Origin of the sequence: Cryptosporangium phraense, from assembly GCF_006912135.1 — a bacterium.
Classification (GTDB): Bacteria; Actinomycetota; Actinomycetes; order Mycobacteriales; family Cryptosporangiaceae; genus Cryptosporangium; species Cryptosporangium phraense.
This window is the reverse complement of record NZ_VIRS01000004.1, coordinates 361,230-374,477: the sequence shown is the minus strand read 5'-3', so window position 1 is coordinate 374,477 and position 13,248 is coordinate 361,230. Positions and strand designations below refer to the sequence as shown.

The window sequence follows — 13,248 nt, the reverse complement described above, 5'->3', positions numbered from 1 at the left end:
GGGCGACGGCGACGTACCAGCACGCGAACCGGTCTCCGTGTGAGACACCGACCCCCTGGGATTTCTCCCAGGGGGTCTTTTGTTCTCAGGTCGCACCACCGGCGGACGAACCGACATTAGGCGGGGACTCACCGGCTCCCCACGCGTGCGGGAGGGGTGCATGAGCCCGACTGCCGCCTGGTCCGATCCGGTACCGGCGTCGAGCGGTTGGACACCACGCCGCCATCCTCTGGTGGCGACGGCCTGGTGTGTCGCCACCGCGCTCATGATCGTGCACGCGGCCTGGGTGTGGACCGGGAACGGCGAGCACTCCCCGGCCCGGCTCTGGTCGGACGGCGCTCCGTTCGCGGTGACGCTGCTGATCGCCTGCGGGGTGATCGCCACCCGCGCGGTCACCAACCGCCACCAGCGCTGGGCCTGGATGTTCTTCGCGGTCGGCGTTGGACTGAACGGGGCCGGCTACTTCATCTACGACGTCGTCGCCTGGTCCGGACGCGTTCCCAGCGCCTCGCTCGCCGACGTCGTCTGGTTCCCGGTGATCCCGCACTTCATCCTCGGTATCTGGACGCTGGCCCGGGCCCGGGTCGGCGCGATGCGCACCGAGGTGTACGTCGGCGCGGGCGCGGTGGCGCTGCTGGCCGCGTCGCTGTTCGCGGCCGCGGTCGGCTCGGGGGCGCTGACCTGGGACACCGACGGGCCGCTGGACTCGCTGGTCAACCTGTACTACCCGACGCTCGACATGGTGATGCTCGGGTCGCTGGCCGCGGTCGCGACGCTGGCCGGCGGACGACTCGGCCGGGCCTGGGGGATGATCGCCGCCGCCGTGATCCTGACCGCGCTGGCCGACGCCTGGCTGGCCCGGCTGGTCGCCGACGCCGGCACCGACGTCGAGATCCTCGATCCCTGCTGGTCGTTCGCGGGCCTGCTGATCGCCGCGGCGGCCTGGCAGCGCCCGCACCGGCTCAACTACCGGCCGCTGGGCCTGGTGGAGCTGGCGACACCGCTGGTCAGCATGGTGCTCGCGGCCGCGATGGTGGTGGGGGCGGAGGTCGCCAACCTGCCGTTGGTCGTGATCGTGCTGGCCGCGGGCGCGATCGCGCTGTCGGCGATCCGGCTGGGGCTCGGCCTGCACTCGATGCTGTCCGCGGCCGAGTACCACCGGCTGGCGCTCTCCGACGACCTGACCGGCCTCTACAACCGCCGGGGCTTCCTGCAGGGCGTCGAGGAGGCGCTGGGCGGACGTCCGCCCACCGCCGCCGTGCGGGCGGTGCTGATGCTCGACCTGGACCACTTCAAGGACATCAACGACGGGCTCGGCCACCAGACCGGCGACCGGGTGCTGGCCGCGGTCGGCACCCGGCTGGCCGACGCGCTGGATCCCGACGACCTGGTCGCGCGGCTCGGCGGGGACGAGTTCGCGGTGCTCACCGCGGTGCCGGCCGGCCAATCGTTCGCCGACGTCGTCGAACGGCTGTTCCGGGCGGTCCGCCAGCCGCTCCAGGCCGGCCGGATCGCGCTGCCCATCGACGTCAGCATCGGGGTGACAGTCGAGTCGGACGCGCCCGAGGGGACGCCCGCGGAGCGGGCGCTGGAGCTGCTGCGCTGCGCGGACATGGCGATGTACCGCGCCAAGGCCGAACGGAAGGGCTGGACCCGGTTCGACCCGCTCGGGGCCGACCAGCAGCGGGACGCGCTGGAGCTGGCCGGCGAGCTGCGCACGGTGCTCACCGGAGCGCCGACGACACCGGCGATGGCCGCGGCCGATCGGTCGAACGCCGACTGCGGCTGGTTGGAGCTGCACTACCAGCCGCTGGTCGCGGTCTCCGGGATGGAGGGCATCCGGGCCGAGGCGCTGATCCGGTGGGTCCACCCGCGGTACGGGATGGTGCCGCCGGACCGGTTCGTCGGGCTGGCCGAGCGGACCGGGCTGGTGCCGTACCTGACCCGACACGTGCTGCAGCTGGCGCTCGACCAGGTGGCGGTCTGGCGGGCCGCCGGGGCGCCGGTGACCGTCTCGGTGAACCTGTCGGCCTCCGACATGGCCTCGCCGACGCTGATGGACGAGGTGCTCGACGGGCTGGCCGCCCGCGGGCTGCCCCCGGAGGCGCTGACCGTCGAGATCACCGAGCAGACCGCGATCGGGGACCTGGACACCGGGCGGGACAACCTGGCCGTGCTGCGCCGGGCCGGGATCGGCGTCGCGATCGACGACTTCGGGACCGGGTACTCGGCGCTCTCGTACCTGCAGCGGCTGCCGGCGACCGAGCTGAAGCTGGATCGGTCGCTGACCACGAAGATCCTCGAGGACCCGGCGGCCGCGGCGATCGTGCAGGCCTGCATCGACCTGGCCCACACGCTGGGTCTCGAGGTCGTGGCCGAGGGGATCGAGACCCAGGATCTGGCCGACGCGCTGGTGGATCGGGGATGCGACTGGCTGCAGGGCTGGCTGTTCGGCCGCCCCGCGCCCGCGGGCCCGGTGCCGGTGCACCCCGAGTACGTGCGGGAGGCCCCGGCGCGGGTCCGCGCGTAGGTTGACGACATTCCGGGGTTCTGGCGGGCTTCAGAACCCCGGGATGTCGTCAAAGTGCGCGGGCCCCCGGGAAAGGGGGTGCGCGCTACGGTTGGGGCGTGGACCAGTTGGTCGCGCACGTGCGCGGGCTCGACCGGGCCGCTCTCGCCTCTCTGCTGGCCGCGCGGCCGGACGCCGCCGCCTGGCCGGAGCCCCGCTCGCTCCCCGAGCTCGCCGAGCGGCTCTCCGCGGCCCACTCCGTCCAGCGCGCGCTGGCCCGCGTCAGCCGGGCCGGGCTCCAGGTCGCCGAGGCGATGGCCGCGCTCGGCGGCCTCGCCTCCGAGGCCCGGCTGGCCCAACTGCTCGATGTGGACGCTACGCGCAGCGCGCTGTTCGGCGAGACGCTCGCCCAGCTCCGCGAGCTGGCCCTGCTGATCGGCGACGACGACCAGAACCTCGTGCTGGCCGCGCCGCTGCGGCTGCTGGCCGAGCCGCTCGGGCTCGGCGTCCGCCTCACCGACGCGCTGCCGCTGCTGATCGGCGACCGGCTCCGGGCCGTGGCCCAGGGCCTGGTCGACCGGCCGGCGAAGCGCAAGGCCGAGCTGCTGGGCCAGGTCCGGGACGCGCTGGCCGATCCGGAGGCGGTGCGCGCCTGGGTCGATTCCGCCTCCCCGAACGTGCAGCGCCTGCTCCGCTCGCTGGCCTGGAACGGCCCGCGGTCCGACGCGTTCCGCAGCGCCGCCGTCGACGAGGCCTTCGAGCGGGGCCTGCTGTCCCGGATCAGCTGGGACCAGGTCGAGCTCCCGGGGGAGATCGGGCTCGCGCTCCGCGGGCCGGACTACCGGGCGCCGTTCAGCGCCGAGCCGCCGTCGCCGGTGGCCGGCCCGGTGGCCGAGGCCGACGTGATCGCGGCCGGCACCGCGGCGGTGACCCAGACCCTGGCCGACGTCGGCCGGCTGCTCGATCTGTGCGACCGGACCCCGCTGCTCACGACGAAGACCGGACGGATCGCGGTCCGCGAGCTGCGCCGGGCCGCGAAGGCCCTCGGTCTCGCCGACGACGGCGTCGACCGGTTGCTGGCCCTCACGGTCGGGTCGGGCCTGCTCGGGACGATCGAGGGCGAGATCATGCCGACCGAGACCGCCGACGCCTGGCGCGAGGCCGGGCCCGCGGCCCGGCTGGCGACGCTGCTGGCGGGCTGGTGGTCGGGGCCTCGCGTGGCCGAGTCCGAGTTGCGTCGCCGGGTGCTGACCTACCTGACCGACGTCGGGGCGGGCGTGGACGACGTCGAGGCGCTGGCCGCGGTGCTGGCCTGGCGGGCGCCGATCGAGCTGGCACCGACGCCGGCCGACCAGGAGACGGTCGTCGCCCGGACGCTGGCCGTCGTCGGGGAGGCCGAGCGGCTCGGGGTGGTGGCCTGCGGTGCGGCGACCCCGCTGGCCCGGGCGCTGGTGGCCGGTGACCCGGACCGGCTCGCCGAGGCGGCCGAGGTGCTCGTCCCGCCGTTGGTGACGACCGCGACGTTCCAGTCCGACCTGTCGGCGGTCGTGGCCGGTGTCCCGGCGCCCGCGCTGGCCACGCTGCTCGACGGCGCGGCCGAGCGGGAGGCGTCCGGAGCGGCGTCGACCTGGCGGTTCTCGGCGGCCAGCGTCCGGGCCGCGTTGGACGCCGGGTTCGAGCCGGACGCGCTGCTCACCGCGCTGGGCGGCGTCGCCACCAACGCGTTGCCGCAGGCGCTGGAGTACCTGGTCCGCGACGTCGCCCGGCGGCACGGGCAGCTCCGAGTCGCCCCGGCCGGCTGCGTCATCAGTGCCGACGACCCGGCGCTGATCGCCGAGCTGATCGCGACGAAGGCGCTGGCCGGCCTGCGGCTGCGCGCGGTCGCGCCCGGCGTCCTCGTCTCGGCCGCCGACCCCGACGGAACGCTCGCCGCGCTCCGGGACGCCGGCTACGCGCCGGCCGGCCTGACCGAGAGCGGGGGCGCCCGGATCGAGCGCCGAGCCCGGCGACGGGCCACCGCTCCGGCCGCGCCACCCGGTGCGCCGGCCTTCGCGGTCGACGCCGAGGCGGTCGCCGATCGCCTGCTCAGCGAGGCGCCGGTGGTTCCGGTCGTCGCGCTGCCGTTGCCGTTGCCGTTGCCTCGGGTGGCCGAGGGTGCCGAGCACGTCGTCGCTCGGCAGGCCTGGGCGCTCTCGGATCTCGAGCAGGCCGCGCTGGTCGAGGCGATCGAGACCGGCGCGCCGGTTCGCATCGACTACGTCAGCGCGACCGGCGCGTCGACCACCCGGGTCATCGAGAACGCCGAACTGACCGGCGACGCGGTCACCGCGTTCTGCCGACTCCGCACCGCCGAACGAATGTTCATCCTGTCCCGAATCCGCGCGGTCACTCCCGCCTGAGGAAATGTCGGGTGTGGCGCCGGCCCGGTCGTGGACCGACGCCGGTCCCTGGCTGCGCTGTCCGCGCAGGGCATGTAGGCGAGCGTCCTGGCCCGGGCGCTGCTCTGGCAGACCGCGCTGCCGCTCCGTGCCGGGTCCTAGAGCGAGCGCAGGTAAGGAGCCAGGGCGGTGACCGACGGGGTGGTCGGGGCGGTGCGGCGGTAGAGCGCGAGCATCGTCCCGACCGGGTCGTCGCCCTCGGTCACCGCGGCGAGCAACTTTTCCCCGCCCGGCGCGAGCCAGGCCGCGAAGATCGGCGGGTACCCGTCCGGCCCCGGTGCGCTCGCCCCGCGGAGCACCAGCGACGCCTCGTCCGGGGGAATCGTCCAGGAACCGCCGGTCGCCTCGGCCAGATCGTGCCCGTGGATCAGCAGCTCGCCCAGGATCACCGCGCTGACCGGCGTCACCGTGGTGCGTCCGCCGCCGTGGAAGCGGAAGCTGAGGTCGTCGGGAAACCCGCGGAGCACGGCGAAGCTCGCCGGACCGTCGGCCTCGAGCAGGGAGGCGAGCACGGCGAGGTCGCGCTCCGGGGTCTCGGCCAGAACCGTGGCGTTCAGCGCGGCGGTCTCCTCCGGAGTCCTGCTCCGGCGCCGGTCACCGAGCGCCCGCCGGTAGACCGTGAGCACGTGCGCGACCAGGTCGGCCACCGACCACTCCGGACAGGCGGGCACGGTCCGCCCGCCCGCCCCGGCCGGGGTCGCCCGCACCGACGCGACGAACCGCGAGTGCGCCCGCTCCAGTGCGTCCTCGATCTCCGCGCGCATCGAGCCCTCCCTCGCTCAAGTCTGGAGCATCAGGGTTGCTCCAGTCTGAAGTACCGGCAACCGGAGCCGCACCACCTACGCGATCACGCCGGATCGAGCGACGAATCACGCGCCGCTCTCACCGCGATGATCGAGCGATTCGAGCGTCGGGTGGAGCCGTCGACGCGGCCGCGAGTCGAGTGACGTAAATTCTCGCTCGTCGCAAGGGCGCGATCTCGGCTCGTAGTCACCGGATGCCACAGGGTAGTCAGGTGGTCTACCGTGCCTCATCCGGCCGGGTGAGGTGTCGCTGGACCCCTGCCCTCGGGGCGGTGTTCACCGGTACGGTCGGCCGAAGGCCGGTGGGGGATCGAGAGGCGCTAGTGACGGCGGTGTTTCCAGTGACGGCGGCGACCGACCGGGTCGAGGCATTACGTAGTCGCGTGTCGCGCTTCGCCGACTATCTATCGGCGGTGCGAGCGCTCTCCGCCCGCCCGGCCCGAACGCTCGACGCGGCCGAGTCGGTCGTGTGGCAGGCGACCCTTCCGGCCGGGAAACCGGGCTGCTGGCTCGCCGGTGACCCGATCCCCGAGACCGAACCCGCGCCCGAGGCCGAGCGATGGCTCGAGCTCCGTCGTCCGCCGCGGCCGCGTCCGCCGGACCTGCCGGCCGTCGTCCGCTCGCTCCTCGACGGCACGGTCGACGACCCCCGCCGCCGCCCCGCGCTCCGCGAGGGGTGGCGCGAGATCGCGGCCGAGCGCGACCCCGACCTCGATCTGGACGCCGTCGAGCCCGCCGTCGACGAGTGGCTGGCCCGGCTCTGGCAACCCTGGTCGATCAAGGCGGCCGAGGCCGACGCGGTCCGTGGCACGTATTCGCGGCTGGTCGAGCTCCGTCAGGCGGCCGTGCGGCTGGAGGCCTCGCACGAGCTGGTCTGGGGCTTCGGCCTGTTCCGCGGCCTGGTCGGCGGCCTGACCGTCGAAGACCCGCTGCTGGCCGCGCCGATCTCGATCGACGTCGACCCCGACTCCGGCGCGCTCACCGTGACGCCGACCGGCGAGCTCCGGCTGCAGACCGACGCGTTCGAAGCGCTGCCCGACGCACCGGACGCCCGCCTGCACGACCTGGCCGGCCCGGGCGGCGCGATGAGCCTCGACCCCTGGGAGCAGGCCGCCCGCACCGAGTTCTACCGCTCGGCGCTGCGTCGTCTCGGCCTGCCACCGCGGGTCGTCCGCCACGACGCCCAACTCGCCGAGCCGCACATCCGCGACACCAGCCTGCTGATGCTCCGGCCCCGGCGGACCGCGCTGGCCGGGTTCCTGGGCGATTTCCGGGCCGCGCTCGCGGCCGGGCACGTCCCGTCCGGGTCGCTGGCCGCGCTGCTGGCCGACGACCCGTCGACGCTCGTGCTGCCCGACGACCCGCCCGAGCAGTGGCAGTCGATCGGCGAGCGGCTGCTGTTCCCGCTGCCCGCGAACCTCGAGCAGGAGACGATCGCGCGCCGGCTGGCCCGGCAGCGGATGGTCGCGGTGCAGGGCCCGCCCGGCACCGGCAAGACCCACACGATCGCGAACCTGATCTGCCACCTGGTCGCGCACGGCCGCCGGGTGCTGGTCGTGTCCCATCGCGACGAACCGCTGGCCGAGGTGCGCGACAAGCTCCCGCAGGCGCTGAAACCGCTGGCGATCAGCGTGATGGGGTCCAGCGCCAAGCAGCTGGGGCAGCTGGAGACCGCGGTCCGCCAGCTGCAGGCCGAGGCCGGCGCGCTCGACCAGGAGGCCGCGGCCGAGAGCCTGGCCGAGCTCTGGGCCGCGCTCGACACCGCCGAGCAGGACCTGGCCGGCAGGTACAACGCGATGCGCACGGTCGCCGACCGCGAGAGCAGCACGTTCCTGGTCGACGGCGCCGAGGCGACCGCGGTCGAGGTGGCCGAGTGGCTGTGGGCCAACGAGGCCCGGCTCGCGCTGGTCGCCGACACGATCGACCCGTCCGCGCCGTTCCCGCTCACCGACGCTGAGTTCGCCGAGTTCACCGTGCTCACGAACACCTACCGGCCGGAGGACCTGGGCGACGCCCAGCGCCGGCTCCCGGAGCGGGAGTCCCTTCCCGACGGCAGCCGGTTGGCCCGCGCCGACGAGCACAGCGAGTCGCTGCGCCAGCGGGTCGGTTCGCTCGCGTCGCTCGGCGTCGACATCAACGCGGTGCGGTCGGCCGGACGTCCGACGATCGCCGGGACGGCCGACGAGATCTGGCGGATCGCCCACCGGGCCCGGGCCTACCAGCCCTGGCAGTGGCGGCTCGCCGGTCGGCTCGCGGTCTCGCCGGCCTGGCGTGAGACCTGCCAGGCCGAGGTCGCCGGCTGCACCGAGATGCTCACCGAGACCGCCCGCTGGCGCAGCGTCCTGGCCGGACGCGCGGTGCAGATCCCGGACGAACTCTGGGCCGACCCGCGTCAGCTCCGCACCGACCTCGACATGCTGCGGCTACGCCTGGTGGAGGCGCGCGGGGTCAGCCGTCTGATCCACCGTCGGCTGGCCTCCGTCCGGGACGAGATCCGCGTCGACGGCGCTCCGCTGCGCACGGTCGACGACGTGGACGCCGCTCTCGCGACCGTGCGGCTGGACTGGGCCCGCCACCGCCTCACCGAGCGCTGGAACCACTTCGTCGCCGAGCTCGACGGCCCGCAGGCGCCCGACGACCCCAGCACGGTCGAGGTGATCGGCGGGTACCTGCGCGAGGTCGGGGACGTCGTCGACATCGGGCTGCGCTACTGGCCGACCGTGCGCGACCGGCTGGCCCCCTACCTGCGGGCCGGCAACCCCGGCGAGGCCGACTGGGCCGACCCGAACGCGCTGGCCACGGTGGCGACGCGGGTCGCCGAGCTGGTGGCGGTCTTCGACAGCGACGACGCCGAGCGCGAAGGCCGGGCGGTCCGCGCGGTGCTCGACGAGGCGCTGCTGGACGCCAACGCGTCGCCGCACTGGCGCGAGCTCGACCGGGCCTGGGCGACCGGCGACTACGACCTCTGGGAGGCCGTGCTCGCGGACGCCGACCGGCTGCGTGCCGCCGGTCCGGCCATGCAGCGCTGGCAGGAGCTGCACGCGTCGCTGGCCACCGTGGCGCCGCTGTGGGCCAGCCGGATCGCCGCCGAGGGCCGGCTGCCCGACCCGGCGACCAGCCACCAGGCCTGGAACTGGCGACGCGCCGACACCTGGCTCCGGCTCGTCATCGGGCCGGAAGACACCGGCGCGCTCGGGCGGCAGGCCGACGCGCTGCGCGAGCGGGCCCGGGAACTGGTCGGCGAGCTGGCCACCCGGTCGGCCTGGCTGGCGGCGGCAGGCCGGATGGACGATCAGGCCCGCGACGCGCTGGCCGGCTGGGCGTCCGCATTGCGCAAGGTCGGAAAGGGATCCGGACGCCGGTCGGCCGGCTGGACCGCGCTGGCGCAGCAGCACATGCGGGACGCGGTGGCCGCGGTACCGGTCTGGATCATGTCGGTCGACCGGGCGGTGGCGCAGTTCACCGGCGGGACGACGCCGTTCGACGTGGTGATCGTCGACGAGGCGAGCCAGTGCGGGCTGCTGTCGATGCCGGTGCTGTCGCTGGGGACCAGGGCCGTCGTCGTCGGCGACGACCGGCAGATCGGGCCGTACGCGATCGGGCTGGCCCACGACGAGGTGGCCCGGCTCGGGCAGGACCACCTGGGTGACCTGCCGTCGTGGCCGCTGTTCGACGTGACGACGAGCCTGTACGACCACGCGGTGCGCCGGTCGCCGGAACCGCTGATGCTCACCGAGCACTTCCGGTGCGTGCCGGAGATCATCTCGTTCTCCAGCGAGCAGTGGTACGACGGCACGGTCCAGCCGCTGCGGGCCGACCGCGGCAAGCTCGACCCGGTGCGGGTCGTGCGGGTGCCGGGCATGCGCGAGAAGCGCGACCGGTACGGCGAGGTCAACCTGGCCGAGGCCGACGCGCTGGTCGCGACGATCTCCCGGCTGGCCGCCGACCCCGAGTACGCCGGGCTGACGTTCGGCGTGATCAGCCTGCTGGCCAGCAGCGGGCAGGCGCAGTACATCAACGAGCAGCTCGTGCGTCACCTGGGCGAGCAGGAGATGGCCCGGCGGGCGCTCAAGGTCGGCGACTCGTACACGTTCCAGGGCGCCGAGCGGGACGTGATGTTCGTCAGCCTGGTCGTGTCCGACCGCGACGAAGCGCGAGCCGCCTTCACCGGGGCCGACCACCACCGCCGGGTCAACGTCGCCGCGAGCCGGGCCAAGGACCAGATGTGGGTGTTCCACTCGGTCGGCCCGGAGAACCTCCATCCGGACGACGCCCGGGCCGCGCTGCTGCGGTACTGCGCGGCGCCGAAGCTCGGGCTGGCCGCCGTGGCGGCCGAGCCGATCCCGGACGAGACGCTGTACGCGGCGTGCGAGTCCGAACTGGAGCGGTCGGTCCTGCGCCGGCTGCTCGACCTGGGCGTGCGTCCGGCCGTGCAGTACCCGATCGGGCGGCACCGGGTCGACTTCGTGCTGCCGACGAACGACGGGCGCCGGCTGGCGATCGAGTGCGATCACGGGCGGTACCGGGGTGCGGCCCGGTGGGCCGAGGAGATGCGTCGGCAGGCCGTGCTGGAGCGGGTCGGCGGGTGCGTGTTCTGGCGGGTGCGCGGCACGCTGTTCGCCCGCGACCCGGACGCCGCGCTGGCCGGCCTCTGGCCCCTGATGGACGACCTCGGCCTCCTGCCGGAGGAATCCCGCTGGCTGGTGGCCCGCGACCCGGCCGAGCCGGCCGAGGACGCCCAGCCGGCCTGGCCGGCCGAGGACGCCCAGCCGGCCTGGCCGGCCGAGGACGCCCAGCCGGCCTGGCCGGCCGACGAGACCCAGCCTGCGTATGACGAGCAGCCGGCCTACGACGAGCAGCCGGACCGCGAGGCGCAGCCGGCCCGGTCGGCCGACGAGGCGGAGACCGAGGTGACGCCGGTCGACGAGGCGCCGGCCGAGGAACCGATCGATGAAGCGCCGGAGGACGAGGCTCCCCTCGTCGTCGCCGAGGCCAGGCCCGACCTCCCCGACGAGGCCACCGACCCTGAGGTCACGCTCCCGGCGGCCGAGGAAGATTCCGACGACCCGGACGAGTGGGCCGACGACTGGCCGGCCGAGACCCCCGCGCCCTACAACGACCTCACCGTCCTGCTCCCGATGATCACCGTGCCCGACCCGGAACCTGCCGACGACGAAGAGCCGGAACCGGCCATCGCCGGCCGCCTCGACGAACTCCGCACCGCGGTGCAGAACCTCGAACCCTCGATGGTCGACGCCCCCACGATCCCGACCCCCGACGAACTGCTCCGCCGCGACCCGTCCCACCCGGCGATCCGTCTCCCCGGCCTGGCCAAGACCGCCGACGCGGTACTCGTCCCGCTGACGCCCCCGGCGCTCCCCACCCGTCGCCCGACCTCCCCGGCCCCGGACGGCGCGGCCCAGGTCTCGCCGGCCGGTTCGCCGGTCAGCTGGTGGAAGGAACAGAAGGACGAACCGACCGACCTGACCCGTCAGCTCCCGGTGATCAAGGAGCCCGAGCCGGAACCGGAACCCGCGGTCGAGGTGTCGTACCAGGAGGTCGGCGCGATCCGCCCGGACGAGGCCCGCGCGATCCTGCGGGCCTATCGCTCGGGAGTGGACACCCCGGTGCAGCTGGGCGGCAAGATCGTCGGCTGGGCCTGCTACTACCCGGACGGCTCGATCGAGGCGCAACGCAACCGGGCCAACGTCGAGCTGATGCGTCAGGAAGAGGCGAGCACGGAGACGGCGGGCTGGCTGACCGCGGCGGAAGCGACCGCGATCGTGTCCGCGGCCGAGCAGGGCCAGGACGTCCCGGTCGTCGACCCGGCCTACGGCCCGGTCGGCCTGGTCCGCTTCACTCCGGACCCGGAGAGTCCCACGGTCCTGCTGCGACGGTCCTAGGCCCTGTCCTGCGAATCCGTGCTCGGCTGCGGCTCCGCTCAGCCGCCGCCAGGCCGCGTTGTCGGGATGTCCGGATACAACAGCTGCACCAAATGAGCGACAGCCGGACATCCCTCCGCCTTGCCTGACGACGGCTGAGCGGTGCCTCGCTGCGAGCGAGATTCGCAGGACAGGGCCTAGCCGCCCAGTAAGACCAGCAGGCGGTTCAGTGCCGGGAGGGCGGCCGCGAGCGCCTCGAGATCGTCGGATCCGAGCTGCTCGGCGGCGGCCGCGGCGATCCGGCGCCGGTGATCGGTGTACCCGTCGACGAGCTCGGTCGCCGACGCCGTCAGCGTGAGCCGGACCGCGCGGCGGTTCTGCGGATCGGGCAGGCGCTCCAGGTGTCCGCTGGCGGTGAGATCGCCGACCAGCGTGCTCACGGTGTTCGGCGCGGTGCCCAGCGCGGCCGCGACCGCCTTCACCCCGATGCCGGGCGCGTTCTGCACGACGCGTAACACTTCCATCTGCGCGGACGGGAGCGGCTCGTCCGGCAGGTCGCTCCGGGACGCCCGGCGAAGTGTCCGATGTAGCCGACCGAGCAGCACGCTCAGCTCGTCGGCGACCGCGCCCGGTGTGGCCGACATGACACTCCTTTGTGGTCATTTACGGCAGGCGTGACCCCCGCCACCTGCAGGAAGAGCCATGATGGCGGTCGCGCCGGGCGGCCCGCAGTCCTCCGTTCAGACCGACTCGGACGGCCGTACGCCAGGGGGTCCCGGCACGGCGACCGGGACCCCCTGCTTTCAGGTGTTCTGTCCGTCTATCCGATCAGGATCTTCTGTCCAGGATGGATCAGGTTGGGATCGGCGCCGATCAGGGCCCGGTTCTTCTCGAAGAGCACCTGCCACTCGACGTGGTGCGCGGCGGCGATCGTGACCAGGCTGTCGCCGGCCCGTACCAGGTACGTCGGCACCGCCACGACCGTCGGTTTCTGCGACGTGCTGAACATCCGCTGTGGCACGAAGTCCACCACCTCGACCGGACGCGTCACGACGGCCGACCGCACCGCGGTCACGCTCTTCTTCCGCTGTACGGACGAAGACGCCGACTTCTTCCACGTGTGCTTCCACGTGTCTTTCCACGTGTGCTGGGTCTTCTTCCGGTACGAGGTGTGCTCCCGGTACGGGTTGCCCGACCGCTTGTAGCTGCGGCTGGCCTCGTTCAGCGAAGTGGTGCGGTACCTCTTCTTGCTGTACCCCTTCTGCCCGCACGTCGGCCAGGCTCCGATGCCTTGGCTGCGTAGCACGCGTCTGGCGACCGTGATCTGTTCCAGGCGGGTCGCGTTGTTCGCGCTCGTCGCGAACTGGTGGCCGCCGTGGGCCCGCCAGGTCGACGAGGTGAACTGCAGGCCCCCCTTGAACCCGTTCCCGGTGTTGATGTTCCAGTTCCCTCCGCTCTCGCATTGCGCGATCGCGTCCCAGTTCACATCCGCGTTGGCCGGTGTTGCTCCGACGACCAGCGGTGTGATCCCCGCGAGACCGGTGGCCACGGCGAGTGCCAGGCCCCGTCCTAGCGGGTTCAGGCGCCGTGGCGCCCGATGCCGTCCACCCGCGTCA

General features: G+C 73.9%; 6 protein-coding genes. 3 read left to right on the top strand and 3 right to left on the bottom strand.

Translation table 11 applies throughout. The features are described from left to right. Positions 1-160 precede the first annotated feature (160 nt). Positions 161-2,530 carry a putative bifunctional diguanylate cyclase/phosphodiesterase gene (locus FL583_RS08695; protein WP_142704002.1) on the top strand — a complete coding sequence of 790 codons (2,370 nt, stop codon included), beginning with the start codon at positions 161-163 and terminating at the stop codon, positions 2,528-2,530. Positions 2,531-2,628: 98 nt separating this feature from the next. Beyond that, on the top strand, positions 2,629-4,908 hold the full coding sequence (locus FL583_RS08690) for a helicase-associated domain-containing protein (protein ID WP_142704001.1): 2,280 nt from the start codon (positions 2,629-2,631) through the stop codon (positions 4,906-4,908). Positions 4,909-5,045: 137 nt separating this feature from the next. Here FL583_RS08690 and FL583_RS08685 read toward each other — a convergent pair whose 3' ends face one another. Further along, positions 5,046-5,711, bottom strand: a complete 666-nt coding sequence (locus FL583_RS08685; protein WP_142704000.1) for a maleylpyruvate isomerase N-terminal domain-containing protein — start codon at positions 5,709-5,711, stop codon at positions 5,046-5,048. A gap of 452 nt (positions 5,712-6,163) precedes the next feature. Here FL583_RS08685 and FL583_RS08680 point away from each other — a divergent pair, with 452 nt between their 5' ends. Then, a complete protein-coding gene (locus FL583_RS08680) occupies positions 6,164-11,653 on the top strand; it encodes an AAA domain-containing protein (protein ID WP_205751947.1) in 5,490 nt (1,829 codons plus the stop codon). Between the two features lie 176 nt (positions 11,654-11,829). On the opposite strand, the gene FL583_RS08675 is transcribed toward FL583_RS08680, so the two are convergent. Further along, positions 11,830-12,276 (bottom strand): MarR family winged helix-turn-helix transcriptional regulator, encoded by a 447-nt coding sequence (locus FL583_RS08675; RefSeq protein WP_142703998.1) that lies wholly within the window; start codon positions 12,274-12,276, stop codon positions 11,830-11,832. Positions 12,277-12,452: 176 nt separating this feature from the next. Further along, positions 12,453-13,181 (bottom strand): LysM peptidoglycan-binding domain-containing protein, encoded by a 729-nt coding sequence (locus FL583_RS42395; RefSeq protein ID WP_276611578.1) that lies wholly within the window; start codon positions 13,179-13,181, stop codon positions 12,453-12,455. Positions 13,182-13,248: the final 67 nt, after the last annotated feature.

What these genes read in the sequence shown, in the direction of transcription:
- FL583_RS08675 (WP_142703998.1), bottom strand. Translation starts at nt 12,276, where the DNA reads ATGTCGGCCACACCGGGCGCGGTCGCCGACGAGCTGAGCGTGCTGCTC.
- FL583_RS08695 (WP_142704002.1), top strand. Translation starts at nt 161, where the DNA reads ATGAGCCCGACTGCCGCCTGGTCCGATCCGGTACCGGCGTCGAGCGGT.
- FL583_RS08685 (WP_142704000.1), bottom strand. Translation starts at nt 5,711, where the DNA reads ATGCGCGCGGAGATCGAGGACGCACTGGAGCGGGCGCACTCGCGGTTC.